Raw genomic sequence first — 25,899 nt, 5'->3', positions numbered from 1 at the left:
AGACAATATTCTGTCGACTCAGCCCGCGGTGTCATCCGCACCGTCCCGCCCTCGCTCGGTCGCTCAACCGAACGGAGAGCCCCGTGAAAGTCGCAGTTGTCGGCGCCGGTGCCATCGGCGCATATGTCGGGGCCGCGCTCCATCGCGCCGGCGCCGAGGTCCATCTCATCGCCCGCGGCCCGCACCTGGCGGCCATGCGCCGTGACGGCGTGCGGGTGCTCAGCCCGCGCGGCGACTTCACCGCGCGGCCGGCCGCCACCGACGACCCGGCCTCGGTCGGGCCCGTCGACTATGTCTTCCTCGGCCTCAAAGCCAATTCCTATGCGGTGTCGGGCCCACTCGTGCATCCGCTGCTGCACGAGCGTACGGCCGTCATCGCCGCGCAGAACGGCATCCCCTGGTGGTACTTCCACGGCCTGCCCGGGCCGTACACCGGACGCCGCATCGAGAGTGTCGACCCGGGCGGCACGGTCAGCGCGACACTGCCGCCCGAGCGCGCCATCGGGTGTGTCGTCTACGCCGCCACCGAGCTCGAATCCCCAGGTGTCGTACGCCACTTGGAAGGCACTCGGTTCTCCATCGGGGAGCCGGACCTGACCGTGTCGCGCCGCTGTCTCGACTTCAGCGAGGCGATGGTGGCGGGCGGGCTCAAGTGCCCCGTCGAGCCGGATCTGCGCAACGACATCTGGATCAAGCTGCTCGGCAATATCTCCTTCAACCCGATCAGCGCGCTCTCGCGGGCCACGATGGCGCAGATCTGCCGCCACCGGGACACCAAGGCGCTGGTCGAGACGATGATGCGCGAGACGCTCGAGGTCGCGGCCGCGGTCGGCTGCCACCCCAAGATCTCCGTGGAACGGCGCATAGCGGGCGCCGAGCGCGTCGGCGACCACAAGACCTCCACTCTCCAGGACCTGGAGAAGGGCAAGCCGCTCGAACTGGACGTGCTGCTCGCGGCCGTCGTCGAACTGGCCGCGCTGACCAGGACTCCCGTACCGAAGCTGTGCGCCGTGCACGCGCTCGCCGATCTGCTGGCGACGACCACCGCGGACTCCTCGACAGGGGCCGCGGCATGACTCCGCCTGTGCAGGAGAATGAAATCGTCAAGGGTCGTTTCGGCTCCCACCACGTACAGAATCGGAATTGATCTCCATGGGACGGGTCACCGAGCGCCGCCGCACCATCCGCATCAGGGACGGGGCGGTGTCGACCCGTCCCGACACCCTTGTGGCCGAGGAGCCGCTCGAGATCCGCCTCAACGGCAAGCCGCTCGCCATCACCATGCGCACACCGGGCGACGACTTCGCCCTCGCGGCCGGCTTCCTGGTCAGCGAGGGCGTCCTCGGCTCCCCGGCCGAGGTGCGCAACATCGTGTACTGCGCGGGCGCCACGGACGACGGGTCGAACACCTACAACGTGGTGGACGTGCAGCTCGCGCCCGGTGTGCCCGTCCCCGACATCACCCTCGAGCGCAACGTCTACACCACGTCCTCGTGCGGACTGTGCGGCAAGGCCAGCCTCGACGCCGTACGCACCACCGCCCGCTTCCCGATCGCCGACACTCCCCCGGTCCGCGTCGAGCCCGCTCTGCTCGCCGTCCTCCCCGACCGGCTGCGGGCGGCACAGCAGGTCTTCGACCGGACCGGGGGTCTGCACGCGGCGGCGCTGTTCTCCGAGGAGGGCGAGCTGCTCGACATCCGGGAGGACGTCGGCCGGCACAACGCGGTCGACAAGCTGGTCGGCCGGGCGCTACAGGACGGCCGGCTGCCGCTGTCCCGGGTGATTCTGCTGGTCTCGGGACGGGCGTCGTTCGAGCTGGCACAGAAAGCGGTGATGGCCGGAATCCCGGTGCTGGCCGCGGTTTCCGCGCCGACCTCGCTCGCCGTGGACCTGGCTGCCGAGGCGGGCCTGACCCTGGTCGGCTTTCTGCGCGGCGCCAATATGAACGTGTACGCGGGCGACGAGCGCCTCGCCCTGAGCACCGGGGTCTGAAGCGCCCCCGCTGCACGGGATACGGGCCCGGCCGGCGGGGAGCGCCCCCTGCGCCGGCCGGGCCTCTCCGTCTCAGAGGTCGGTTCGTGTGAGAGATCACTTCACGACATCGACGAAGACCGGGTTGGTGTAGCACCAAGTGTCCAGCCATGGGTCGCCGTTGCCGGGCTCGTGCGGAACCGGCCCGTGCGGGTCTGTCGTGGCGCCCAGGAATCCGGGCCCGTTGCGCTTGCCGTCGCTGCCGCGCAGCCGCAGATAGAAGGACTCCTCTGCCCTGCCCACCGCGATGCGCAGCGTGTACCGGCCCGCGCGGCCCTCGACATCGGCGGTGTGCACGACCCGGGTGTCCGGTGCCCGCCACTCGTCGCGGTCGGCGACCGGGCCGCGTAGCGCGCCCCGGATCACGTCGAGATGGGCGAGGCGCGGCACTTCCCCGTGGTGGTTGGGGCGTGACGCGGTGGTGACGGTGACGTTGAGGACGATCTTCTCTCCCCGGCGTACGCGCAGCCGCCCGCCGAGCGTCACGCCGCGGCCGATGCCGTGCTCCCTGTTCACCCGTACCTCGATGCCGTCGATGAGCTGGCCGTGGTCGACCCAGACGCGGCCCGCCCTGAGGCCGGCCATCACCTGCCGGTATCCGTAGCGAGTGACGCCGACGTGCGTGCGGCTGAACTGGCCGGGCCAGAAGTCCCCGCCGGGCTGAGGCTCCGCCGTGTTCACCGGATCGGGCAGCCGGCCGGTGTTGTCGAAGTTCTGGCCGGGCAGCCAGTCGCCGTTGCGCCAGGTGTCGTACGCGACGCGGTGCACGTCCGAGTTGGACGTGATGGAGAACAGCCGGCCCTCGGCGAGCATCGCGTCCCACAGGCCGCCGACGGTCGCGGTCGCCCAGTCGAAGCCGCCGTACGTCACATACGCCGCCGCCGGGTAGCCCGGCCAGGAGTTCTGGGACGGCTTGTTCACATACTCGCCGCGGATGCTGTCGGGGCCGGCCCAGCCGGGGAAGGCCCCGGCCTGGGCGCCGGGCGCGCCCTCCATGCCGATCATGATCTCGGGGGCCGCGTCCCGCCAGGCGCGCAGCTCGTGCGGGGAGTCGATGCCCAGGCGCAGCGGGTGGTTGGCGAGGACCAGGACATCGTCGACGTATCCGCGGCAGCGCTGCTGGTCGAGCCATTTGAGCGCGTCGACGGCGTGGGCCTCGTTGCGCGGGGTGTCCGGGTGGTCCGGGCGGCCCGCGGTGTAGCCGAGGAGTTTGCCGTCGTAGGCCTCCTCGAAGCGGGTGAGCAGTTCGACCTCGTGGCGTCCGGGCGGCGAGAAGACGGTGCAGTGCTCGGCGCCGGGGATGTACCACTCCAGGCCCTGGAAGATCAGCATGCGCCGGTTGTCGGCGCGGGCCTTGAGGATCTCCCGGTGCTCGGCCTCGGCGCCGCCGGCCCTGGCGTGACCGAAGTTGCTGTGCTCGGTCAGGACCATCCAGTCCAGGCCGTACCGGGAGGCGGCGGTGGCCAGTTGGGAGAACGTGTACTTCGCGTCGTGGCTGTAGACCGAGTGCACATGGTGGTCGCCGACGAGGTAGACGAGGTTCGGGTCGCCGACGGCCAGGGTGTGCGCCTCGGCGGCCGTCGGCGCGAGCAGGGCGCCGCCGGCGAACGCGGCCCCGAACAGGCCCGCGCTGCACAGCAGTCCGCGGCGCGAAAGTCCCTGGGGGTCGAGCGAATCGGCGGGTACGTCGGGGTCCGCCCAGCGCGGCAGGGGCTGAGTGGGTCTCTGGCTCGGCATGAAGTGCTCCTCCTTCGGTGGCTCTGCGCGGGTCAGGCGTTCATGAAGTCGCGTACGGGCAGGGCGCGTTCGACGATCCGCACGTCGCCGAGCCAGCCGTGCAGCAGCTGGTCCAGGGTGCCGCCGTACTCGTAGCCGCCCACCAGCCAGGGCAGACCGATGGTGGCGAGGCCGCTGGTACGGGTGGCGGGGTTACGGGCGACCTGGCAGCCGTCGACGTACATCGTGGTGTGCTTTGCGTCGTTGACGACGGCGAGATGCCACCAGACCTCGCGCTCCAGCTCATGGCCCCAGTTGGTGACGGCTCCGGGCTGGTTGAGCGGCGCTGCCGCCCACTGCGGGCCGGGTCCGTCGGACAGGGAGAGGGTGGCGACGGGCTCTTCCGGATCGCCTTCGGTCTTACCGGCGGCGCCGAGTGTGCCGCGGCGGCTGAGGATCGAGCCCCAGGCGTGGCGGCCGGCGTCCCAGTCGGCGGGGAGCTTGATGAACGCCTCGATGGTGTATCCGGAGCGGAACGTGTGGGAGTTCAGCGGTGCGTTGGCTTCCGTACGCAGATACGCGCCGCGCAACGGGGGCTTGCCGCCGTCGAAGTAGAGGCTGCCGTGGCCCGGCTGGTCGAAGTGGTGGCTTTTCGACCAGCGCAGGGCGTCGGCCGGGGCGCCCGGGACCGTTTCCCGCGTGAGGTCGTTGCGGTGGCCCGACAGATCGGGGACGCGCAGCGCGGCGTCGGCCGGGGAGCCGTCCTGGTGTGTGCCGTCGAAGCGCCAGTACGCGACGGTTCCGGGAAGGAGCATCTTCGCGGCGGGGCGGGGTCCCCGGGCGGGGACGGGTGCGAAGCCGGCGAAGCGCTTCTCGAAGTCGATGGGGACGGAGAAGCTGTCCTGCGGGCCCGTCATTTCGATCTCGCGGCGCTCCAGTTCATTGAGGCCGTCGCCCGCGCGGCCGAGGATCCACGGGGAGATCGTTTCCACGTCGATGGTGTTCCTGGCGAGGTCGAAGCGGTAGAGGCGGATCATCGCGCTGCCGCCGTAGTAGCGGTTCTGGTAGTTGGTGATGTGCAGATGCACGTCGTGACCGGCGGTGTTCGTGCGGGTGGTGCGGGCGGCGGGCCAGTAGTGGCCGTTGAGGGTCAGGAAGATCTGGTCGTGGTCGGCCATCAGCTCGTCCCACAGGTGCTTGCCGTGCGGGGAGAGTTCGGCCTCGTCGCCGTACTGGTCCGCGTACACGAGCTCGTGCGTGGTCAGTACGACCGGCGTCTTCGGGTGCTTGGCGATGACGTCCCTGGCCCAGGCCAGAGAAGCCGCCGACGGCCGCCAGTCGAGGGCGAGGATCAGCCACTCGCGCCCGGCGGCGCGGAAGCGGTGGTACGTGTTGTAGCCGTCGGGCGTGGCCCCGCCGAAAGTGGGCAGCCGGCGCATCCGCTGTGGGCCGAAGGCGTCCAGGTAGGGGGTGCGGCCGCGCTGGTCGTCGGTCGACGACTTGATGTCGTGGTTGCCGGCGACGACGCTGTAGCCGACGCGTCGGCGGTCCAGGAGCCCGAAGGCCTCGCTCAGCGGTCCGAATTCGCGCGGCTGCCCGTTCTCGGTGAGATCGCCCAGATGGGACAGGAAGACGATGTTCTCGTCGCGTCCGTGGTCGATTATGTAGCGCAGGGATGCCTCGACGGGCGCGGAACTGATGCTTGCGCCGTCGAAGAGGTACTGGGTGTCCGGCATGACGACGAGCGTGAATCTGGGACTCTCGGGGTCGGGACGCCAACTGGCAACGTTGTCAGCGGACTTCTGCCGCGGCAGGGCCGCGGCGGGCGCCGCGGCCAGCCCCCCGGTGGCGGCTGCGGCAGCGGTGGCGGCGCCGGTGAGTCCGGTGGCACGCAGGAACGTACGACGGCTGGCGGCGTTCGGGAGTGGGCCGTCGGGCTGGTGAAGCGGACTGCACATGGACGTCTCCGCGGTGCGTTCGTCGGGGTGAACGTGTGCAAGTTAGGCGAGGGTCCGGGGCACGACGGGGCCGGGGCGGCGACGTCCCGGCGAAGAATCCATGAATGACTCAGGCGGCGCGGGGCGGGGCAGGGCGGGCTGACGGTGGATCAGCGGGCACGACGGCGCGCGTCGGACGGCGGCGGGATCAGCTGGAGCGCGAGGGTGGCCGGGGGTTCGGCGAGCCCGGGGCCGCCGGCGACGGCCCACGCCAGGACGTCGTCCGTCGCGTCGTCGTCGAGCGCCCAGCCGACCCAGGCCGCGCGAGCCCCCCGGCGCCGGCCCTCGCTGGAGGGCTGGACCACGATCACATTGGCCTGCCCGCAGGGCCCGAGGCAGTCACTGGTGCGGACGGCGAGCCGACCTTCGGAGCCCGCGGCGGCGGCGCGCAGCCTGGCCAACTGCCCTTCGTGGTCGGTGCCGGGGTTCTTGCGGCCGTCGCCGCAGCAGCATCCGCGGCAGACGACCAGAGTGCAGGGGCGGGCATGGAAGGGGCGTATGGCGTACTTCGTCACCGGGTGATCTTGTCAGACCACGGGTGCGGGTTGCCCGGGTTCGCGTGCGGCGGCGTTCACCGGGGCACGGAGGCGTCAGCGCCTGCGTACTCCTCGGCCTTGGGGGCCTCGCCCACCACGCGGCGGACCCGGGCAGTCGATGCAACGGGGAAGGAAGAGGAGGGGAAGGACACCGTCTCCGCGTCCCGCGCCCGCCGCTTCGCGATCACCGCGCACACCATCAGCTGCATCTGGTGAAACAGCATCAACGGCAGCACGGCCAGGCTCGCCTGCGCCCCGAACAGCACGCTCGCCATCGGCAGCCCGGCCGCCAGACTCTTCTTCGAGCCCGCGAACTGGATCGCGATCCGGTCCCCCCGCCCGAACCCGAGCCGCTTCGAGCCGTACCACGTCAGCCCCAGCATCGCCGCCAGCAGCGCCGCCTCGACCAGCAGCAGCGCCCCCAGCCGCAGCGGCGTCACCTGGTGCCAGACGCCCGCGACCATGCCTTCGCTGAAGGCCGTGTAGACGACCAGCAGGATCGAGCCGCGGTCCACATACCCGAGCGCCTGCTTGTGGCGGGTCAGGAAGCCGCCGATCCACCGCCTCAGCAACTGCCCCGCCAGGAACGGCACCAGCAACTGGAGCACGATCTTCAACAGCGAGTCCGCCGAGAAGCCGCTCGCACCGCCACCCAGCAGCAGGGCCGCGAGCAGCGGTGTCACGAGGATGCCGGCGAGGCTGGAGAAGGAGCCCGCGCAGATCGCCGCCGGGACGTTGCCGCGGGCCATCGAGGTGAAGGCGATCGACGACTGGATCGTCGACGGGACCAGGCACAGGAACAGCAGACCGCTGTAGAGCTGTGGGGTGAGCACCAGCGGCTCGAGGCCGCGCGCCGCCAGTCCCAGTAGCGGAAAGAGCAGGAACGTCGCGGCCAGCACCGTCAGATGGAGCCGCCAGTGCCTGAGCCCGTCGAGCGCCTCGCGCGTCGACAGCCGAGCCCCGTACAGGAAGAACAGCAGCGCCACCGCGCCGGTCGACGCCCCGCCCGCCACATCGGCCGCCGCGCCCGACGCCGGGAGCAGAGCCGCGAGGCCCACGGACCCGAGTATCGCCAGGATGTACGGATCGATCGGCAGCCAGGACGGGAACTGCGGCGTGCGGCGGCTCATGTGCTCCACTTGCTCTCGGTTCAGATCGTGCCCTCCTATGCTCCCGTGGATCGGCGCGATCGGGAATCCCACATACCACTCTGACTGTCATCACGATTCGCGATGGCGGGCTAACCTCGAAGGATGTACGACCCGGCTCAGCTCCGTACCTTCCTCGCGGTCGCCCAGACCCTGAGCTTCACCCAGGCCGCCCGCCGGCTCGGGCTGCGGCAGTCGACGGTGAGCCAGCATGTGCGCCGGCTGGAGGACGCGACCGGGCGGCAGCTGTTCACCCGGGACACGCACAGCGTGGAGCTCACCGAGGACGGCGAGGCGATGCTCGGCTTCGCCCGCACGATCCTGCGGGCGAACGAACGCGCGGCCGCGTTCTTCACGGGTACGCGGCTGCGCGGGCGGCTGCGTTTCGGGGCGTCCGAGGACTTCGTACTGACCCGGCTCCCGGAGATCCTGGAGTCGTTCCGGCGCGATCACCCCGAAGTCGACCTGGAGCTCACCGTCGAGCTGTCCGGCACGCTGCACGAGCAGTTGGCGGCGGGCCGGCTGGATCTGGTGCTCGCCAAGCGCCGGGCGGGCGAATCGCACGGCGAGCTGGTGTGGCGCGATCGCATGATCTGGATCGCGGCCGACGGCGTACGCATCGATCCGGAGCGCCCGGTCCCGCTGATCCTCTTCCCGCCGCCGGCCGTGACCCGGGCCCGTGCCCTCGACGTCCTGGAGCGGCACGGCCGCCCGTGGCGCATCGCGTGCACGAGCGGCAGCCTCAGCGGACTGGTCGCCGCCGCCCGCGCGGGTCTCGGCGTGATGGCCCACACCCGCTCACTGGTCCCGCCGGGTCTGGTGCCGGTTCCCGACCGAGCCGGGCTGCCGGAGCTGGGCACGGTGGACTTCGTACTGCTGCACGGCCGCCGCCGGGACGCGGCGCAGGAGGCCGCGGACGCGCTGGCCGCCGCGATCCTCGCGAGCGGCGACCGGCTGCACGGACCGGTCGGCCACTGAGCACGATCACCGCTCGCCCCGGCTGCCCCGATCAGGTACGGACCACGACCCCGTCCCCGTAGAGCGACGGTGATCGCGTCGTACAGATTCGGTGGAGATTCCGGCGCAGCCTACTTACCCAACGGTCAGAAAGTCGCCCGAGCCTTCCCAATGTGGCCGGATATGCGCGGCTGACCTGTGGTGATGCCATTCGTCCACAGTTCTGGAAGGCTCTCCCGCCCGTCCGCCGGGTGGGGTAGCGTCACGGCGCTGTGCGGGGAGCGCCACAAGGAGCAGCCATTGCGCGAGTTCACGGTCCCACCCATGGCCGCGGCGCCTCAGGTCGGTGGACTTGCGGACGCGGTCTTCGACCATGCCGCCGACGATCCGGACCGGGTCGCGCTCGGCCGAAAGGACGCGGAGGGCAACTGGCAGAACGTGAGTTCCGCGCAGTTCCGCGACGAAGTGCTGGCCCTGGCCAAAGGACTGCTCGCGCACGGTGTGCGCTTCGGGGACCGCGTCGCGCTGATGTGCCCCACGCGCTACGAGTGGACGCTCTTCGACTTCGCACTGTGGACGGTAGGCGCCCAGTCCATCCCGGTCTACCCCACCTCCTCCGCGGAGCAGGTCTTCTGGATGCTGCACGACGCCGAGGTGACCGCGTGCATGGTCGAGCACGAGGACCACGCCATGACCATCGGCTCGGTGATCGACCAGCTGCCGCGGCTGAAGCGGCTCTGGCAGCTGGACGCCGGGGCCATCGACGAACTGGTCCAGGCGGGGAGCCACATCGACGACCAGGTGGTGCACCGGCACCGGCGGGCGGTGACCCCCGACTCGGTCGCCACCGTGATCTACACCTCCGGCACCACCGGCCGCCCCAAGGGCTGTGTGATCACCCACGCCAACTTCATGTTCGAGACCGACACCCTTATCGACCGCTGGGAGCCGGTCTTCCACTCCAAGCCCGGCGACGAGGCGTCCACGCTGCTCTTTCTGCCGCTCGCGCATGTCTTCGGGCGGATGGTCGAGGTCGCGGCCATCCGCGGCCGGGTAAAGATCGGCCATCAGCCGGTGCTCCAGGCGAGCGCGCTGCTGCCGGATCTGGCGGCCTTCCGGCCGTCGTTCATCCTGGCCGTGCCGTACATCTTCGAGAAAGTCTTCAACGCCGCCCGCCGCAAGGCAGAGGCCGCGGGGAAGACGGGCCCCTTCGACAAGGCCGTCCAGGTGGCGGTGAAGTACGCGGAAGCGATGGAACACCGGGCCTTCGGGATCGGCCCCGGCCCGTCGGCCGGACTGCGGCTGCAGCATCAGCTCTTCGAGAAGCTCGTGTACGGCAAGGTCCGCGACGCCATGGGCGGCCGTGTCCGGCACGCGATGTCGGGCGGCTCCGGCATGAACCGGCAGCTCGGCCTCTTCTTCGAGGGTGCGGGCGTCACCGTCTTCGAGGGATACGGACTCACCGAGTCGACCGCGGCGGCGACGGCGAACCCGCCCGAGCGCACGCGGTACGGCACGGTCGGCCAGCCCATCCCCGGCACCACGGTGCACATCGCGGAGGACGGCGAGGTGTGGCTGCACGGCGCAAACATCTTCTCCGGATATCTGGGCGACCCGAAGTCCACCGACGCCGTGCTGCACGACGGCTGGCTGGCCACCGGCGACCTCGGGGCGCTCGACGACGACGGCTATCTGACCATCACCGGGCGCAAGAAGGAGATCCTGGTGACGTCGGGCGGCAAGAGCGTCTCGCCCGTGGGCTTGGAGGAGCGGGTGCGCAACCATCCGCTGGTCGCCCAGTGCATCGCCGTCGGCAATGACCGCCCGTACATCGCGGCCCTGGTCACCGTGGACAAGGAGGCCGTCGACCACTGGCTCGCCATGCAGGGCAAGCCGCCGCTGTCGCCGGCCGAACTGGTGCGGGACCCGGATCTGGAGATGGAGGTCCGCCGCGCGGTGGTGGCCGCCAACACCCTGGTGTCGAAGACCGAGTCGATCCGTACCTTCCGGATACTGGCACACCCCTTCAGCGAGGAGCTCGGGCTGCTCACCCCGTCCCTGAAGCTCAAGCGGAAGGCGATCGAGGCGGCGTACGCGGTCGAGGTGGACGCGCTCTACCGCTGAGCTTGTCCAACCTTCCAAGCGTGGGTCTGAGTTGGTCATTCGTAAGATCGGCGGACCCAGGGGTTCTGGGTATGGCTGTGAGCTTGTCGCCGTTGGATGGCTCAAAGAACTTGGCCGCCCGGAGCCCCGCGACGACTCGACCGCCGCAAGGCCCGGCCTGCCGAACGGCGCGACATCACCCCGTACTACCTGACGCAGGCAGCGGCCTGACATCCCAAGCCTAAGCGGCAACTCACCCTGATGGCCCGGTACCTGACCTGGGATCGGCGTACGTCGGCCACACCCACGTTTCCCGCATCCAACCGCCGACCTGCGCAGGACGCGGGGGCAGTCCCGGCGGCACCATCCACACGAGCTCCCGTCCTGCGGGCGCGGGCCGACATGCTGCGCATGGCGTAATGAGCCGCTCCGGCGGCTTCCCAGGTTCACGTTGTGCGGAGGCGGTGACCGGTATGGGTGGCAGGGAGGAGGTGGCGAGGCGGGGCATGGGCGAGGAGAGCGTGGATCGGTCGGAGGGTTTCGGTGAGCGGTTGCTCGGTCTGCTGCTGGATCGGGCGCGGCTGTTGCCGCCGCAGCTGATCGCCCCTCTGGTCGCGGAGGAGGTGGCCAGGATCGGCGGCCGCGAGGTGTCCATCCTGCTCCAGGACTATGCGCAGGAGCTGCTGGTGCCTCTTCCGGGCAGGAAGCTGCACGTGGGCCAGCCCGAGCCGATGGCCGACTCCCCCGCCGGCCGGGCCTTCCTGCGTGTGGACGTCGTCGAGGTACCGCAGGCCGGCGGCGTGCGGATGTATCTGCCCCTGCTGGACGGAAGCGATCAGGTGGGCGTCATGGCCCTGACGCTGGATGTCGTCGGCGACGATGACCGGCGCCTGCTGCGCCGGCTCGCCGGCCTGGTCGCCGACATGCTGGTCACCAAGAACGCCTACACCGACCAGTTCTTCCTGGCCCGGCGTCGGGAGCCGATGAGCGTGTCCGCGGAGATCCAGTGGGGGCTGCTGCCGCCGCTGACGATGACCGTGCCCCAGGTTCAGGTGGCAGGCATCCTGGAGCCCGCCTACCGCGTCGCCGGTGACAGCTTCGACTACGCCCTCAACGACAACATCCTGCACATGGCCGTGATCGACGCGATGGGCCACGACCTGGACGCCGCCGCGATGGCGACCATCGCCATCGGCGCCTACCGCCATGCCCGGCGTGTGTTCGTCAGCCTGGCCGAGAAGTACGCGTTCATGGACCAGGCCATCTCCCGGCAGTTCGGCAACGACCACTTCGTCACCGCGCAGCTGATGCACCTGAACATCACAACCGGTGAGCTGGAGCTGGTCAACGCGGGCCACCCCGCGCCGCTGCTGATCCGCGACGGCCAGGTCGTGCGGCAGCTGGAGAGTGCTACGACGCTGCCCGTCGGCTTCGGAGGTGAGGTGCCCCGCATCAGAGAGCACACGCTCCGGCAGGGCGACCGGGTCCTGTGCTACACCGACGGCATCATCGAGGAGCGCGTCGACGGCGGGGAGACCTTCGGTGAGGAACGCCTCATCCAGTGCGTCAACCGCCTGGGGCAGGAGCCGTCAGACGGAATGCGGGCGGATCTGCGCCGGCTCTCCCACACACTGAAGAAGGAACGGGGCGGGCGCACCAGCGACGACGCCACCCTCTTCATGATCGAGTGGCACGGCGGCGCCGCCGACCACCTCGCGGTCCTTGACTGAGTAACCTCGACGTCAACCGAATCCGAACTGGATAGTGCCGCCCACGCGGACGACGGTCACCCTTCCACGTCTGGCCAACTGGCCTCCCAAGGGCAGTGTTCGGAAACAGGCACTGAGCATGTTTCCGGGCAGGGTGCTCGCCGAGGGCATGGCGGCCGGGGTACGCGCCGACCCGAAGGCCCTCGGCGCGTACCCCGGCACGAGAGCAGACGCGCCCAGAGGCGACTGGTCATGCCGGGCCGTCCAGATAGTCGAGATTGGGTGCGCCGCCCGCCGTGGTGGCGGTGGCCCGGACGGTGTTGGCGCCCGCCTTGAGTGCGACGGGCAGGGTGACGGTTCGCCAGCTGGTCCAGGCGCCGGTGCCGGCGAAGGGGGAGTCGGCGGCGACGGTGACGCCGTTGGCGGCGATGTCCATGGGGCGGGCGGTGGGGGTGCCGTTGGCGTAGGCGAGTACGAGGTCGGCTGTGCCCGCTGTGGTGGCGTTCACCGTCCACTCCACATACGCCCCGACCGCGTTGGCTGTGTTGACGAAGCCCGTGCCGGTGTGGTCGGAGTCGACGGTGGAGCCCACGGAGTAGGCGGCTTTCTCCGCCTCGTACCGGGTGGGCGAGGGGCCGCCGCCGTCGCAGTTCTGGCTGGAGCCGGTCTGGCTCACGCGCAGCGCGCCGCCGCCGGTGTTGGCGCTGCCCACGACGCAGTATCCGTTCACCTCTGGAAGAGCAGGTCCGACGGGCTGTTGCTGCCACGCTGGGCCGTGAAGCGGTCGAAGTGGATGCCGGCGCTGTTGTTGGCGATGACGGCGGGCCGTCCGTCGTTGGCCGCGAACCGCACCTCGCTGTCGGTGAAGCGGACGTTGTCGGCATTTCGGATGTACCAGCCACAGGCGGGCCGGGTGCCGATCGCCTTGGGGTTGTAGTCCTTGGGGTCGTTGCCCGGCGGGTTGGTGGACATGGTGCCGTTTCCGCCCGGCACGGTGATGTCGACGTTCGTGAAGCCGATGTCGTGGATGCGGCCGCTGCCCGACTCGCCCCACAGGGTCGGCGAGAAGGACGGGGTGGTGCCGGTGGCCTTGATGTCGGTGTACGTGACGTTGCTGATGGAGCCGACGCCGGGGTTGTTCCCGCAGCGTTTTCTCGTACCGACCTTCTGCATGATCGGCGAGCGGACATCGGTCATGGTGATGTCCTTGTAATGGACGTCGGAGATCTTGGCGCCATCCATGGAGACCAGACCGAGGCCGGATTTGCCGGAGCCCTTGATGGTGATCCCCTCGAAGCGGTAGTCGGTGAAGTCGCCGCAGGTCTCGGAGCCGAACATCAGGGCGTTGCAGCAGCCGGCCGAGAGATAGGAGTCGGTGACGGTGACATGCCCGTTGTTGAGCTTCGCGCCGAGCGCGTAGTCGCTCTTGAAGGCGAGCGCGTCGTCGTTGGCCTCCAGATGGGCGCCTCTGATCCTGACGTTGGTGGTCGAGATGATGTTCCAGCCGTCGCGGTCCATCGCCGTGTCGATGACGAGCCGGTCGGAGACGACGTTGTCGCAGTCGTTGATGAGCGCCGCGAAGTGGCCGCCCTCGCGCAGGGTGATGCCGCTGAGGGTGAGGTTCTTGCAGCGGGTCAACGAGATGATCTTGTCGGCCTCGCCCGGCTTCGGGTTGCCGATGATCAGCGCGCCGTCGCCGTCGATGACTCCGGAGCCGGTGAAACCGATGTTGGTGAGGTTGTCTCCGTAGATCACGGCGTTGTGGAAGTGACTGTGGCCGTAGTCCTGGTAGTCGTCCCACGGGTTCGGCTCGGGCGGATCATAGGTGTCCGCGCCGTTGCCGCTGATCGTCGACCCGGCGTCCAGTTGCAGGGTGACATCGCTCTTCATCCTGATGGTGTTCTTGGACTCGTACGTCCCCGACGGGAAGCGGACGATCCCGCCGCCGGCCGTGTTGGCCGCGGTGATGGCCTTGTTGATGGCGGAGGTGTCGTTGGTGGAGCCGTTGCCCACCGCGCCGAAGTCACGGACATTGAACTCGGCGGCGAGGGGGGCGGCCGCCGGAGCGGCGGTGGCGCGGGCGGCTCGGCCCCGGCCGGCGGCTGGGCGACGCCCAGGGCGACCAGGAAGCCCAGTAAGGCGGTAGCGGCTGTTCTCCGTAAGCTGGTCATCTCGTCCTCCTCAGACGAGCTGATAGCCGCGCATATTGGTGAGGAGCATGTGGCAGTTCTGCAGGGAGCCCGAACTGTCGCCGAGGGAGCGGTAGATGCCCCACTTGGGGCGCACCCGGTCCGCGAGGAAGGTGTCGACTCCCGACTTCGACTTGTCGATCACCGTGCTGCCGCCGGTCTTGAGGATCCAGCGGACGGAGCCGGACGTGCCGTTGCCGATCTTGATCTGGAAGTCGACGTCGATCCACTTGTTGTGCAGCGGTTCCAGGTTCGTACGGCCGACGAGGACCTCCCCCTCGATGACCTTGAGCTCGATGGTCTGCACGCCGTTGACGCGTCGCAGCGACTGCACGACGATCGGCGACGATCCCGCTCCGGGCTGCTTCATCTGCATGATGTGCGTGAAGCTGGTCGTCGCCTTCAGCGTGCTCGGTATGAACATGGAGTACGTGATCCGCCAGGTCTGGCCGGACTTCCACTGGAGGTAGGAGCTGCCGGTGCGGCAGCCGGTGACCTCGTGGCGCTGCCGGTCGGTGCTGGTGTCCCGGTCCTGGGTGTGCATGTTGAACCGGAAGTTGTCTCCCTCGGCGAAGATGTGCGGCGCTGCGGCCGGGTGCGAGTCCGCCCGGTCGTCCTCGATGGTCTCGAAGGCCTTGAGCTTGTCGCCGCTCGCGGACGGCGACCAGCGCAGCTGCCAGGAGGCGGCGCTCGCCGGGGTCGCGAGCTGGGGCAGTCCCGCCGCGGCGGCGCCGATGGCTGCGCCCAGTACGGCTCTGCGTGATGCGGTCATTTCCCTCTACCTCGCCCGGAGTTGTTCGTTCATGATGAGAAAGGCGCCGAGACCGTGGAAGTCATTCGTCTTCCGGTCGCGGTTGATGTAGTAGCTGTAATTCCCGACATTTGTCCCGATGGAGATGTCGGTGAGACTGGTGCGGCCGTCGCCGCCGACCGAGATCTTTTCCAGCACACCCTGGTATCCGCGCTGCGCAACCTGCGCGTAGTGCGCGTCGAGATATCCCTGCTGCACCGAGCGGGACAGGGCGAAGGTGAACATGGCGGAGCAGGAGGTCTCGGTCCAGTTGTCGCCGTGCGACCCCTTGTCGACGACCTGGAACCAGCGGCCGGTGGCCGGGTCCTGGTGCTTCTCGATGCCGGCGGCAAGATTCCGCAGCAGGGTCAGGAGCAGGGCGCGGCGCGGATGATCGGCGCGCACGGCGGACAGTGTGCTGCCGGCGAGTGCGGCTGCCAGCAGCAGGGTGGCTAATCGATTCATGGTCCTTCCTTGCGGTAGGCGTACGCGGGCGCGACCATCGGCCCGGGGAGCCGCGGGCGGTCGACGAGGTCGCGTACGAGAGCGTGGTCCGGCGAGAGGTGGCAGGCCGGGTCCGTGCGGGTGGCGTCGCCGGTGAGGGCGTACGCCTGGCAGCGGCAGCCGCCGAAGTCCTTGGTGCGCAGCTCGCAGCCGCGGCACGGGTCCCCCATCCACTCCTCGCCGCGGTAGAGGTTGAAGGTCTTCGACTCGCGCCAGATCCACTCCAGGCGGTGGTCCTTGACGTTCGGCGCGTCCAGTCCCGGCAGCGCGGCGGCGGCCGGGCAGGGATAGACCGTGCCGTCGGGCGCGACGGTGAGCGAGAGCGCCCCCCAGCCGCCCATGCAGGGTTTGGCGGTGCCGTCGATGTAGTCGGGCACGACCCACACCAGCTCCATCCGGCCGGCCAGCCGTCCCCGCCACCGCTCGACGCCTTCGCGTGCCCGTGCGATCTGTTCGCGGTCCGGCATCAGTGCCTCCCGGTTGCGCAGGGCCCAGCCGTAGAACTGCGTATTGGCGAGCTCGATCCGCTCCGCGCCCCAGGCAAGGCCGAGTTCGACAAGGTCGTCGACGGCGTCGAGATTGGCCCGATGGAGTACGACGTTGAGGCCCAGCGGCAGCTCCGCGTCCCGTACGAGCCTGGCCGCGCGCTCCTTCGCGGCGAAGGAGCGGGCTCCCGCGATGAGCTCCGAGGCGCGGGGGTCGGCATGCTGGACGGAGAGCTGGACGCTGCGCAGACCGGCCGCCGTCAGGGCCGCGAGCCGCTTCTCGTGCAGCCCGACACCGCTGGTGACGAGCTGGGTGTGGATTCCCGCGCCGTCGGCGGCGGCGACGATCCCGGTCAGATCGCGGCGCAACAGCGGCTCCCCGCCGGACAGATGAGACTGTACGACGCCCAGGTCAGCGGCCTGCCGGAAAACCTCGGCCCACTGCGCGGTGGTCAACTCCTCTGACCGACCGACCAGTTCGGTGGGGTTGGAGCAGTAGGCGCAGTGCAAGGGACAGCCATGGCTGAGCTCGGCGAGCAGCGCCCACGGCGGCTGGACCCCACTGTCCCTGGTGACTCCGGAGACTCCCGTGACGACCTCGGTCATTTCAGCCAGCCCTCCTTGCGCAACCGCCCCAGGAACACCGGCACTTCCTCGGCCACGGGCGCACCCGGATGCCGCTCGGCGAGCTCCGCGACAATCGCGTCCACGTCGCGTACCCCGTCGCAGAGCCGCACGATGGACCCGGCGTTGCCCTGGAGCACGACCACCCGCTCCGGCAGTACGAGCAGATCGGCGCCGCGCACCCGGTCGTGCCGGAACACCACCGACCGCGAGAGCACAGGCCTCCAGGTCATGGCCGCTCCCCGGCGCACTCGACGGCGTCGAGCAGCGACCACAGCACGTCGCATTTGAAGGCGAGCGCCGCGACGGCCGCCTCCTGCTGATCCCGGGTGTGGGCCCACTCGAGGACCAGCGCGAGCGCCTCCTCGCTGTCCCGGCTGCCCTGCCCGATCCGGTTGCGGAAGTAGCTGAGCCCGTCGGCGTCGATCCAGCGGTAGTGCTCCTCGAACGCGGCGATTCTGCGGCGCATGATGGCGGGCGCGGACAGCTCGGTGAGCGAGGCGGCGACGGCCTCCAGCCGGCTGTGGAGCCGGCAGAAGTTGACGTAACCATCGACCGCCAGCCGTACGCCGGGCAGTACTTCCTCCCCCGATTCGAGCCGCGCGCGATCGATCCCAGCGGCCTCGCCGAGCCGCAGCCAGCGCTCGATGCCGCCGTCGCCGTCCTTCTCCCCGTCGTGGTCCTGGATCCTGCGCAGCCAGGTGCGGCGCAGTTCGGAGTCGTCGAACTTGGCGAGGATCAGGGCGTCCTTGACGGGGATGTGGCGCTGGTAGTGGAAGCGGTTGAGAATCCAGCGGCGCAACTCGGCGGGGGTCAGGGCGCCTTCGTGCATCCGTACGTTGAAGGGGTGGCGGTCGTGGTAGCGCTCGGTGGCCACGGCGCGCAGCCGCGTCGTGAACTCCTCCCGGCTCCAGATCGTGGCGCTCACAGCTCGATCACCATTCGGTCGGCGGCGACCTCGAGTCCCCATTCGCCGAGCAGTGCGTGCTGCGGGGCGTCCGGGTCGGCGAGGGGGTTGGTGTTGTTCAGATGCGTATAGAGACAGCGGGCGTCCAGGCCGGAGAGCCGTCGTGCGGTGCCGTTCGGCCCGACGATCGGCAGATGGCCCATGCCGGTGGCGGTCTTGGCCGAGATCGACGTCCGTACCGGCTCGTAGTCGTCCCAGAAGGTGCCGTCGAGAATGACGCAGTCGGCTTCCTCGACAGCTTCCTGAAACTCGTCGGTCCAGCGGGCGAGGGCGGGCGCGTAGATCAGACTGCGGCCGGTCGTGGTCTCGCGCAGCCGCAGCGCGACCACCCAGGTGCGCTCGTTCGGTCCGGCGCCGGTGGCGTACCGCGGCCGTTTGGCCGAGACGGGTACGGCATCTATTTCCACGGTGCCGCTCTTGACGAGCGGTTCCGCCTCGTGGCCCAACTCGCGCCATTCGATACGGGTGTACGGGGCGAGTACCTCGCCCAGGCGCAGCCGGCCGAGCAGGGCGTCCCGTACCGGCCCGGTGGCGAGGATGTCGAAGCCGTCGGCCTCGCGCAGCCGGGCGATGCCGAGAGTGTGGTCGAGTTCCGCGTCGGTGAGGATCACTCCGGCCACGGGCGATTCGCGCGGCCCGGGCCCGGGCCGCAGCGCGTGGCTGTCCTCGATCTGGTCGCCGATGTCGGGGGTGGCGTTGACGAGATACCAGCGGCCCTCGTCCGCGCGCAGGGCGAGTGAGGCATGACGACGGCGCCGGTGCGGGTGTGCGCGCGCCCCGGCACAGCCGGGACACGCGCAGTTCCACTGGGGCAGTCCGCCGCCCGCCGCGGTGCCGAGCACCTGCAGCAGCATGGCGCCGGGGTCTACCGGTCGGTGAGCGCGTAGGCGGTGACTTCGAGCGCGGTCTCGACGACCTCGAACTCGGGAGTCTGCCAGTTGATGGTCTGCTCCGATGTTTCCTTGCTGTCCGGCATGAGCTGTACCTGCTTTCCTGAGATGTGGGGGTCAGGAGTGATTCAGGAGTGATTGCTCTGTGACGCATGGTTGAGCAGGACTGAATGTCCATTCACATGAGTGTCCGGAGTTCAGTTATGTGCCATAGGGTTGCGTCTTGATGAGACGCGGTCAATGGTCCGGACCGACAAGGTCGGAGCTGTATCAGGCCAACTTCGAGGTCGGGAATGCGTCCGCCGGAGTGATCGTTGATCCTGGGAGTACCAACCGACGACGTTAAGGATCGACCGCTCGTGAGCAAGGTCCCCTCCATCTCCCTCAACAACGGCGTCGCCATGCCGCAGCTCGGCTACGGTGTCTGGCAGGTTCCGGATGACGAGGCGGCGAAGGCGGTTGCCACGGCCCTTGAGGCCGGCTACCGCAGCATCGACACCGCGGCCATCTACGAGAACGAAGCGGGCTCCGGCCGTGCCGTCGCCGCCTCCGGTCTTCCCCGCGAGGAACTCTTCATCACCACGAAGCTCTGGAACAGCGACCAGGGTTACGACAAGGCTCTGCGCGCCTTCGACGCCTCGCTGGACAAGCTGGGACTCGACTACGTCGACCTCTACCTGATCCACTGGCCCCTGCCGTCCAAGGACGCCTATGTGGACACGTACAAAGCCTTCGAGAAGATCTGCGCGGACGGCCGCGCCAAGGCGATCGGCGTCTCCAACTTCCTTCCGGAGCACCTTGAGCGCCTGATCGGCGAGACCTCGGTCGTCCCGGCCGTGAACCAGATCGAGCTGCACCCGCAGCTCCAGCAGGGTGAGCTGCGCGCCTTCCACGACAGGCACGGCATCAAGACCGAGGCCTGGTCACCGCTGGGCCAGGGCAAGGGCCTCCTGGAGGTCCCGACGGTCGTCGCAGTCGCGCAGAAGTACGGCCGTACCCCCGCCCAGGTGGTGCTGCGCTGGCATCTGCAGATCGGCAATGTCGTGATCCCCAAGTCCGTGACCCCGTCCCGGATCAAGGAGAACCTCGACGTGTTCGGCTTCGAGCTGGATGCCGACGATCTGGCGGCGTTCGCGGCGCTGGACGAGGGCAAGCGTCTGGGCCCCGACCCGGCGACATTCGATTACGGCGCCTGATCGCTGCCTGAAGCTGCTGTCGCCGCCCGGTTCGCGCCGGGCGGCGATGTCGTTCTCGCGGGGCGCGCTCCCTGGCCGCGGGCCGCTGCCCGTGGTGGCAGTCGGAGCCGTCACTCCCTGGCCAGGAGCATCGCCCCGGCGACGGCCAGGGCGACCGCGCCCGCGCCGACCGCACCCACGGCCAGGAAGCCGTGGGAGGAGCGCCAGGAGAACGCGGACCACCGCGACTGCGCGGACAGCATCGACCCCGTGCTCATCCATGACCCCGCCGAGAACAGCGACTGGGCGGATCCGATCGAGCCGACCGACAGGGCGCTGCCGACCGAGCCGACCGAGAGCGCCGAGCCGACGGAGCCGATGGAGAGCACCGAGCCTACGGAGCCGATCGACAGCACGGAGTCCTGCGACCAGAGGGAGAGCAGTGAGGTAGACCCCGTGGGCCTGGACTTGTTGGACTTCTTCGCCATGGGGTCATCCTGCCCCGGATTCAGCCCAGGCGGGCGGTGTGCACCGTGCGCGCGGTGAGCAGATACGCGTCCGGACGGTGCCGCAGTCCCTGCGGGTCCTCCGGGTCCAGCAGCCGGTCGAGCAGCGCCAGATCCTCGGCGGGCAGCAGGTCGTCCAGGATCTTTCGCTGCCAGGTGAAGGCGGAGACCAGTTGTTCGCGCACCACCTCAGGCGCCGGCGCGGGGATGTCGAGCAGGAAGGAACGGGTTCCGCTCGGCGTGAGACCGGCCGCGCCGAGCAGTGCCCGCCAGTCCTCGACCTCGTCCTTCGCGCCCGGCAGCTCCGCCCGCATCCGGGTGAACCACTCGCCCGCGGCCGCGTCGATCCGGCCTTCGAGCCCCGGCCGGCCGATGCCGATGTCGCGCGGGAGGTGACGCGTGGGCAGCCCGCCCTCGACCACCGCGATCAGCCCGCCCGGGCGCAGCAGCCGGGCGAAGCCGCCGAGCGCGGCGCGCTGGTCGCCGATGTGGTGCACCGAGTTGCCCGCCCAGATCAGGTCCGCCTCGCCCAACTCCCCGATTTGGTCCGGGATTTCGGCATGGCGTGTACGGATGCGGTCGCCGAACCCGGCGCGCTCGGCGCGAGCGCGTGCCCGGGCGAGGAGCGGCTCGGTGGCGTCCACGGCGACCACTTCGGCGTACGGGAACGCCTCGGCGAGCAGCGTGGTCAGCACTCCGGGGCCGCTGCCGATGTCGAGGATCCGCCTGATGCCGGTCGCGGGCAGCAGCTCGCCCAGCCAGGCCGCCGCCTGGCGGTACAGCGGAGTCTGGAGCTCCGCGCCGCGCTCCAGCAGCGGGCCCAGCTCGTCCCAGTCGATATGCGTCGTGTCGTGGTGATGGCTCATGGACCCAAGGTTCGCGCGGCGGTGCGGTTACGGCGAATGTTGTTGCGGTTCCGGCAAAACGACGCCTCCGCGGTGCTCCTGCGGGCTGACCCCACGTACCCGCTTGAAGGCGGCGCTCAGCGCGAACGAACCGCTGTAGCCGACCTTCCTGGCCACCGCGTCGACCGTCGCGTCCGTGTCCCGCAGCAGATCCGCGGCGAGCGTGAGCCGCCAGCCCGTGAGGTACGCCATCGGGGGTTCCCCCACCAACTCGTTGAAGCGGCGGGCCAGTCCAGCCCTGGAGACCCCGCACTTGGCGGCCAGCGAGGCCACCGTCCAGGAGTGGGCGGGATCGTCCTGCAGCAGCCGCAGCGCCCGGCCGACCACCGGGTCGCCCATCGCCAGATACCAGGCCGGGGCCGCGGCGTCCGGGCGCGAGAACCAGGCCCGCACTACGGCGATCAGCACCAGGTCCAGGATTCGGTCGAGCACCACGCTCTGGCCGGGCTCGTCACGGGAGATCTCGTCGTCGAGCACCGGCATCAGCGGGCAGTTCCACGAACCGGCGGGCAGATGGAGCAGCTCGGGCAGCGCGTCGAGCAGCCGCCCGCTGGCCTCGCCCCTCATCTGGTAGGTGCCGACCAGCATGGTTGCCGAGCCCGCGGGGTCGTTGCCCCAGCTCCGTACGCCCAAGTACATGGACTCCGCGAGCGGTTCGCCCCGCAGGGTGTGGCAGGTGCCGCCCGGACCGATCAGCGCCGTCGGCTCGCGGGTGATCTCATCCGCCGTGGTGTACGAACCCGGGCCGCGGGCGATCGCGACATCGCCGGGGCGCAGCAGCACCGGGTCACCGGCGTCGGGCAATATCCAGGCCTCGCCCGCGGTCATGCAGAGCAGGGAGAGCGGGGCTTGGTCCTCGATGCGCAGGGACCACGGAGGCTCCATCACCATCCGCAGCAGAATGGCCCCCCTGGCCCGCGGTCCGTCCAGTAGCCCGGCGAGAGCGTCCATGAACCACAGCGTAGACGCACGCATATGGGATTGAGCCTCTGGAGCATGGAGAGTCCACGCCGCAGCCGCAAACCTTGAGGCATGGCAGAGAACCTGAAGCAGGAAACGGTGTTGGTGACGGCGGCCACGGGCAAGACCGGCCGCCGGGTGGCGCAGCGGCTCGCCGCGCGCGGAGTGGATGTGCGGGCCGGATCGCGCAAGGGAGAGGTCCTCTTCGACTGGGAGGACGAGTCCACCTGGGGACCCGCGCTGCGCGGCGCGGACGCGGCTTACGTCGCGTACTTCCCGGACCTCGCGGCGCCGGGCGCCCCCGAGGCGATGCGGTCCTTCGGCCGGCAGGCGGCCGGGAACGGGGTACGGCGTCTGGTGCTGCTCTCCGGCCGCGGTGAGCCGGAAGCGGTGGTGGCCGAGGGCGCGCTGCGAGAGTCGGGCCTGGACATGACGGTCGTGCGGGCCAGCTTCTTCGCGCAGAACTTCAGCGAGGGCGCCATGTCCGAAGGGGTGCTGACCGGCGAGATCCCGTTCCCGGCGGGCGAGACCGCGGAGCCGTTCGTCGACGCTGACGATCTGGCGGACGTGATGGTCGCCGCGCTCACCGAGGACGGTCACACCGGAGCCGTCCATGAGCTGACGGGGCCGCGGCTGCTCACCTTCGCGGAGGTGGCGGCGGAGATCGGCCGGGCGACGGGCCGCGAGATGCGCTACGTCCCGGTGTCCGTCGAGGCGTACACGCAGATGCTCCAGCAGTACGGACTGCCGGCGCCGGACGCGCAGTGGCTCGCGGGACTGTTCGGGACGCTGCTCGACGGGCACAACGCCTCACTGACGGACGGCGTGCGTCAGGTACTCGGCCGCGCGCCGAAGGACTTCGCGGACTTCGCGCGGCACACGGCCCGGTCGGGCGCTTGGAACGCCTGACAAGAGGGTGCCGGGGCCCGGGCCGTACTGATCCGGGCCCCTGACCGTCGTACTTCAGGCGTCCCGCTGGGCCGGCGCGGGTACCGGAGCCGCCGGGCACGCGGGCCCGGCGCCTGCGGCCTTCGCGGGCCGCTTGTCAGCTCGCGCCGTGCCCCGGCGCGATCTGTTCCACCCGCTGGGCGAGGTCGAAGTCCTTCTCGGTGACCGCGCCGCCCGCGTCATGGGAGTTCACCGACAGGGCGAGCGTGTTGTAGCCGAGAGTCAGATCCGAGTGGTGGTTCAGCTCGTCCTGGATCTGCGCGATGTGCACGACCATCGCGGTCGCCGCGAAATGTGAGGAGAGACGGTACGCGCGGGCGATGCGGTCGCCCTCCAGGGACCAGCCGGGGAGTTCCAGCAAGCGGTCCTCGATGTCCTTCTGCGACAGCGGCTCTGTGGGCATGACCAGGATCCCTTCAGGAAACGGCGGCGGCTTCGGCCACCATAAATGGGATGCCCGTCCTGGGGCGCTCTGTGTACGTTCCACCGGTGGAAGCTCTGACCGAAAAGCAGATACGCGCATCCTTCGTCAACTGCACGAAAGGCGAGGCGACCCGCCTGAAGCTCCCCATGGACTTCGCCGAACTCCCTTGGCAGGACCTCGACTTTCTCGGCTGGAGCGATCCGGGTGCGCCGCTGCGGGCGCATATCGTCCTCCCCCGGGCGGACGGCCCTGTCGGCGTCACCCTGCGGGTGCCGTCGGCCGGACGGACCAGCGCCGTCAAGTCCAGCATGTGCCAGGCCTGCCTCACGGGACACGCCTCGTCCGGGGTGACCCTCTTCGCGGCCCCGCTGGCCGGCGCGGCGGGGCGGGAGGGAAACACCGTGGGCACGTATCTGTGCACGGACCTCGCCTGCTCGCTGTACATCCGCGGCCGGAAGCAGCCCAAGCTGCGCGGCGGCCTCCACGAGGAGACGCTCGCCCTGGACGAGCGGATCACCCGTACGGTCGGCAACCTCACGGCCTTCGCCGACAAGGTGATGGGCCTGCGCTGAAGCGCACTGAACTTGGCGCGCCTCAGCTGCGCGGCGCGGGGGCATACGCGGGGTTCAGCCGCGGGAGTCCAGGACCTGCTCGATGGTGTCGGCCTGCTGGGCCGGCTTGTCGGGGCGGTGGCGCAGCACGCGGGCGAAGCGCAGGGTGACGCCGGCCGGGTAGCGCGGGGAGCTCTGCACGCCGTCGAAGGCGATCTCCACGACGAGTTCGGGACGGACCGTGACAGTGAACCCGTCGTCGTTGACGGCCAGTTCGCGCAGTCGCTGCGTCTGCCAGCGCAGCATCTCGTCGGTGAGGCCCTTGAAGGTCTTGCCGAGCATGACGTACGTACCGTCGGCGGCGCGTGCGCCGAGGTGGAGGTTGGAGAGCAGGCCCGTGCGTCTGCCGTGGCCCCACTCGGCGGCCAGCACGACGAGGTCGAGGGTGTGGACGGGTTTGACCTTGAGCCACGAGCGGCCGCGGCGGCCGGCGACGTACGGCGCGTCGAGGGCTTTGACGAGGACGCCCTCATGGCCGCGGCGCAGCGTCTCGGAGAAGAACTCCTCGGCGGCGGCGACCTGTTGGCTGGATGCGGGGTCCTCGACGACCGCGCGGCGCACGCGCATCGGTTCGGGGACGAGGCGGGCGAGGACGGTGTGCCGTTCGCTGCCGGGCAGGTCGAGCGTGGGCTCCCCGTCGGTGGCGAGGACGTCGAAGAAGACGGGCGACAGGGGAAGCACGGCGCGTGCCGCGTTCACGTCGACGCGGGAGCCGACACGGGAGGCGATGTCCTGGAACGGGACGGGGCGGCCGGTGGCGTCCAGGGCGATCACCTCGCCGTCCAGGATGAACCGGTCGCCCGTCATCTGCCGGGCAGCGTCCGTGACTTCGGGGAGGCGGTCGGTGATGTCGTCGAGGGACCGCGTGTAGATCCGGATGTCCTGCCCGCTGCGGTGCACCTGGACGCGGATGCCGTCGAGCTTCTCCTCGACCACGCAGGCGGTGCCGAGCGCGCCGACCGCCTCGGTGACCGACTTCGCGGTGTGGGCGAGCATCGGCAGCACGGGGCTGCCGACGCGCAACTGGAACCGCTCGAGCGCGGCGGGCCCCTCGGCGAGCAGGTCGCGGGCGACGCGGGGCAGCGACCCGTCCAGCATCACGGCCCGCCGCACATCCGCGGCGGGCGCGCCGGCGGCCTGGGCGACGCCCTCCAGCGCGATCGCGTCGAGCGCGCCCTGTCGTACCTCGCCCATCAGCAGCCGCATCACGAACTGCTGCTCCTCGGCGGTGGCGCGGGCCATGAGCTCCCGCACGAGGCGTTTACGCTCGGCCTGTGAGCCGGATCCGGTGATCTCGGCGAGACGGGTGAACGCGGCGTCCGCGTCGGCGACGCTCAGGCTCGGGACGGCGGCGGGCGGTACGGCTTCCTTGAGCACGCTCCAGCCGACGCCGATGCGGCCCTGCGGGACGCGTCCGGCGAGGTACGAGATGACGAGGGCGACGTCGTCGGGCTGCGCGTCGGCGAACAACCCGGCGAGCGCGGCGATCTTCCGCGACCGCGCGGAGGTGGCGGCGACCTCTCGGGACACGTCGACGAGCCGGGCGAGCAGCATGGGGCCATGGTGCACGGCGGGGGCGGGGAGCGCACGTGTTGGTCGCTGGTCGCTGGTCGCTGTGGGGGTCCGCGGTGCGGGGCGCGGGGGTCCGCGGTGCGGGTCCACGGGTTGCCCGGCGCCGTACGGTGCGGTCGTCCGCGGCGCGGGGTCCGGGGTGCGGGGGTCCG

At 70.1% G+C, this 25,899-nt stretch carries 26 protein-coding genes; 8 read left to right on the top strand and 18 right to left on the bottom strand.

Annotated elements, in window-relative coordinates:
* Window positions 1–5 precede the first annotated feature (5 nt).
* Both J7E87_RS23110 and fdhD read left to right on the top strand, forming a co-directional pair.
* Window positions 6–1,076, top strand: a complete 1,071-nt coding sequence (locus J7E87_RS23110; RefSeq protein WP_374195219.1) for a 2-dehydropantoate 2-reductase — start codon at window positions 6–8, stop codon at window positions 1,074–1,076.
* A gap of 76 nt (window positions 1,077–1,152) precedes the next feature.
* On the top strand, window positions 1,153–1,992 hold the full coding sequence (gene fdhD, locus J7E87_RS23105) for a formate dehydrogenase accessory sulfurtransferase FdhD (protein WP_215096603.1): 840 nt from the start codon (window positions 1,153–1,155) through the stop codon (window positions 1,990–1,992).
* A 96-nt stretch (window positions 1,993–2,088) separates the two neighbouring features.
* On the opposite strand, the gene J7E87_RS23100 is transcribed toward fdhD, so the two are convergent.
* The 4 genes from J7E87_RS23100 to J7E87_RS23085 all read right to left on the bottom strand — a co-directional run bounded on the left by J7E87_RS23100 (window position 2,089) and on the right by J7E87_RS23085 (window position 7,410).
* Window positions 2,089–3,768, bottom strand: coding sequence for a PHP domain-containing protein (locus J7E87_RS23100; protein WP_215096410.1), 1,680 nt, complete (start codon window positions 3,766–3,768; stop codon window positions 2,089–2,091).
* Window positions 3,769–3,800: 32 nt separating this feature from the next.
* Entirely contained in the window at window positions 3,801–5,705 is a 1,905-nt protein-coding gene (locus tag J7E87_RS23095; protein WP_215096409.1) for a LamG-like jellyroll fold domain-containing protein, read from the bottom strand.
* Window positions 5,706–5,854: 149 nt separating this feature from the next.
* On the bottom strand, window positions 5,855–6,259 hold the full coding sequence (locus J7E87_RS23090; protein WP_215096408.1) for a (2Fe-2S) ferredoxin domain-containing protein: 405 nt from the start codon (window positions 6,257–6,259) through the stop codon (window positions 5,855–5,857).
* A 56-nt stretch (window positions 6,260–6,315) separates the two neighbouring features.
* Window positions 6,316–7,410 carry a bile acid:sodium symporter family protein gene (locus J7E87_RS23085; RefSeq protein WP_215096407.1) on the bottom strand — a complete coding sequence of 365 codons (1,095 nt, stop codon included), beginning with the start codon at window positions 7,408–7,410 and terminating at the stop codon, window positions 6,316–6,318.
* Window positions 7,411–7,533: 123 nt separating this feature from the next.
* Between J7E87_RS23085 and J7E87_RS23080 the strand changes: the two genes are divergently transcribed.
* The 3 genes from J7E87_RS23080 (at window position 7,534) to J7E87_RS23070 (ending at window position 12,218) form a co-directional block, all read left to right on the top strand.
* Window positions 7,534–8,406 carry a LysR substrate-binding domain-containing protein gene (locus tag J7E87_RS23080; RefSeq protein ID WP_215096406.1) on the top strand — a complete coding sequence of 291 codons (873 nt, stop codon included), beginning with the start codon at window positions 7,534–7,536 and terminating at the stop codon, window positions 8,404–8,406.
* Window positions 8,407–8,709: 303 nt separating this feature from the next.
* On the top strand, window positions 8,710–10,509 hold the full coding sequence (locus J7E87_RS23075) for a long-chain fatty acid--CoA ligase (RefSeq protein ID WP_215096405.1): 1,800 nt from the start codon (window positions 8,710–8,712) through the stop codon (window positions 10,507–10,509).
* Between the two features lie 452 nt (window positions 10,510–10,961).
* Window positions 10,962–12,218 carry a PP2C family protein-serine/threonine phosphatase gene (locus J7E87_RS23070; protein ID WP_251017880.1) on the top strand — a complete coding sequence of 419 codons (1,257 nt, stop codon included), beginning with the start codon at window positions 10,962–10,964 and terminating at the stop codon, window positions 12,216–12,218.
* A gap of 229 nt (window positions 12,219–12,447) precedes the next feature.
* On the opposite strand, the gene J7E87_RS35345 is transcribed toward J7E87_RS23070, so the two are convergent.
* The 9 genes from J7E87_RS35345 to pqqA form a co-directional block, all read right to left on the bottom strand.
* Window positions 12,448–12,927, bottom strand: a complete 480-nt coding sequence (locus J7E87_RS35345; RefSeq protein ID WP_308313037.1) for a carbohydrate-binding protein — start codon at window positions 12,925–12,927, stop codon at window positions 12,448–12,450.
* Window positions 12,924–14,210 (bottom strand): glycosyl hydrolase family 28 protein, encoded by a 1,287-nt coding sequence (locus tag J7E87_RS35340; protein WP_308313036.1) that lies wholly within the window; start codon window positions 14,208–14,210, stop codon window positions 12,924–12,926. Before J7E87_RS35340 ends, J7E87_RS35345 begins: the two co-directional genes overlap by 4 nt.
* A 168-nt stretch (window positions 14,211–14,378) precedes the next feature.
* The gene (locus J7E87_RS23060) at window positions 14,379–15,158 is read right to left on the bottom strand and encodes a polysaccharide lyase (RefSeq protein WP_215096404.1); all 780 of its coding nucleotides are present in this window, start codon (window positions 15,156–15,158) and stop codon (window positions 14,379–14,381) included.
* 6 nt (window positions 15,159–15,164) lie between these two features.
* Window positions 15,165–15,641 carry a glycoside hydrolase family 88 protein gene (locus J7E87_RS23055; RefSeq protein WP_215096403.1) on the bottom strand — a complete coding sequence of 159 codons (477 nt, stop codon included), beginning with the start codon at window positions 15,639–15,641 and terminating at the stop codon, window positions 15,165–15,167.
* On the bottom strand, window positions 15,638–16,771 hold the full coding sequence (gene pqqE / locus J7E87_RS23050; protein ID WP_215096402.1) for a pyrroloquinoline quinone biosynthesis protein PqqE: 1,134 nt from the start codon (window positions 16,769–16,771) through the stop codon (window positions 15,638–15,640). Before pqqE ends, J7E87_RS23055 begins: the two co-directional genes overlap by 4 nt.
* Window positions 16,768–17,022, bottom strand: coding sequence for a pyrroloquinoline quinone biosynthesis peptide chaperone PqqD (gene pqqD, locus J7E87_RS23045; RefSeq protein WP_251017879.1), 255 nt, complete (start codon window positions 17,020–17,022; stop codon window positions 16,768–16,770). Before pqqD ends, pqqE begins: the two co-directional genes overlap by 4 nt.
* A complete protein-coding gene (gene pqqC, locus J7E87_RS23040; protein WP_308313035.1) occupies window positions 17,019–17,717 on the bottom strand; it encodes a pyrroloquinoline-quinone synthase PqqC in 699 nt (232 codons plus the stop codon). Before pqqC ends, pqqD begins: the two co-directional genes overlap by 4 nt.
* On the bottom strand, window positions 17,714–18,610 hold the full coding sequence (gene pqqB, locus J7E87_RS23035) for a pyrroloquinoline quinone biosynthesis protein PqqB (protein WP_215096399.1): 897 nt from the start codon (window positions 18,608–18,610) through the stop codon (window positions 17,714–17,716). The genes pqqC and pqqB overlap by 4 nt, the downstream gene beginning before the upstream one ends.
* An 11-nt stretch (window positions 18,611–18,621) precedes the next feature.
* Entirely contained in the window at window positions 18,622–18,732 is a 111-nt protein-coding gene (gene pqqA / locus J7E87_RS23030; RefSeq protein WP_215096398.1) for a pyrroloquinoline quinone precursor peptide PqqA, read from the bottom strand.
* Window positions 18,733–19,005: 273 nt separating this feature from the next.
* Between pqqA and J7E87_RS23025 the strand changes: the two genes are divergently transcribed.
* Window positions 19,006–19,842, top strand: coding sequence for an aldo/keto reductase (locus tag J7E87_RS23025; RefSeq protein ID WP_308313034.1), 837 nt, complete (start codon window positions 19,006–19,008; stop codon window positions 19,840–19,842).
* A gap of 110 nt (window positions 19,843–19,952) precedes the next feature.
* Here the strand turns inward: J7E87_RS23025 and J7E87_RS23020 are convergent, their stop codons facing one another.
* From J7E87_RS23020 to J7E87_RS23010, 3 genes are read right to left on the bottom strand one after another with little or no spacing between them, the layout of a single operon-like run.
* Window positions 19,953–20,309, bottom strand: coding sequence for a hypothetical protein (locus J7E87_RS23020; RefSeq protein WP_215096397.1), 357 nt, complete (start codon window positions 20,307–20,309; stop codon window positions 19,953–19,955).
* A gap of 20 nt (window positions 20,310–20,329) precedes the next feature.
* Window positions 20,330–21,193 (bottom strand): trans-aconitate 2-methyltransferase, encoded by an 864-nt coding sequence (locus J7E87_RS23015; RefSeq protein WP_215096396.1) that lies wholly within the window; start codon window positions 21,191–21,193, stop codon window positions 20,330–20,332.
* Between the two features lie 27 nt (window positions 21,194–21,220).
* Complete coding sequence (locus J7E87_RS23010) at window positions 21,221–22,183, bottom strand: AraC family transcriptional regulator (RefSeq protein ID WP_215096395.1); 963 nt, start codon at window positions 22,181–22,183, stop codon at window positions 21,221–21,223.
* Window positions 22,184–22,264: 81 nt separating this feature from the next.
* Between J7E87_RS23010 and J7E87_RS23005 the strand changes: the two genes are divergently transcribed.
* The gene (locus tag J7E87_RS23005; RefSeq protein WP_215096394.1) at window positions 22,265–23,101 is read left to right on the top strand and encodes an NAD(P)H-binding protein; all 837 of its coding nucleotides are present in this window, start codon (window positions 22,265–22,267) and stop codon (window positions 23,099–23,101) included.
* A gap of 136 nt (window positions 23,102–23,237) precedes the next feature.
* On the opposite strand, the gene J7E87_RS23000 is transcribed toward J7E87_RS23005, so the two are convergent.
* On the bottom strand, window positions 23,238–23,543 hold the full coding sequence (locus tag J7E87_RS23000; RefSeq protein WP_215096393.1) for a 4a-hydroxytetrahydrobiopterin dehydratase: 306 nt from the start codon (window positions 23,541–23,543) through the stop codon (window positions 23,238–23,240).
* A gap of 86 nt (window positions 23,544–23,629) precedes the next feature.
* On the opposite strand from J7E87_RS23000, the gene J7E87_RS22995 reads away from it, so the two are divergent.
* Window positions 23,630–24,136: an FBP domain-containing protein gene (locus J7E87_RS22995; RefSeq protein WP_215096392.1), complete on the top strand. Its 507-nt coding sequence runs from the start codon at window positions 23,630–23,632 to the stop codon at window positions 24,134–24,136.
* A gap of 54 nt (window positions 24,137–24,190) precedes the next feature.
* On the opposite strand, the gene J7E87_RS22990 is transcribed toward J7E87_RS22995, so the two are convergent.
* Window positions 24,191–25,729 carry an ATP-dependent DNA ligase gene (locus J7E87_RS22990; protein WP_215096391.1) on the bottom strand — a complete coding sequence of 513 codons (1,539 nt, stop codon included), beginning with the start codon at window positions 25,727–25,729 and terminating at the stop codon, window positions 24,191–24,193.
* Window positions 25,730–25,899: the final 170 nt, after the last annotated feature.

It is taken from the genome of Streptomyces sp. ISL-1 (genome assembly GCF_018614585.1).
Taxonomy (GTDB): Bacteria; Actinomycetota; Actinomycetes; order Streptomycetales; family Streptomycetaceae; genus Streptomyces; species Streptomyces maoxianensis.
Note: the sequence above shows the minus strand (reverse complement) of the source record. Positions and strands in the feature narration are given on the sequence as shown.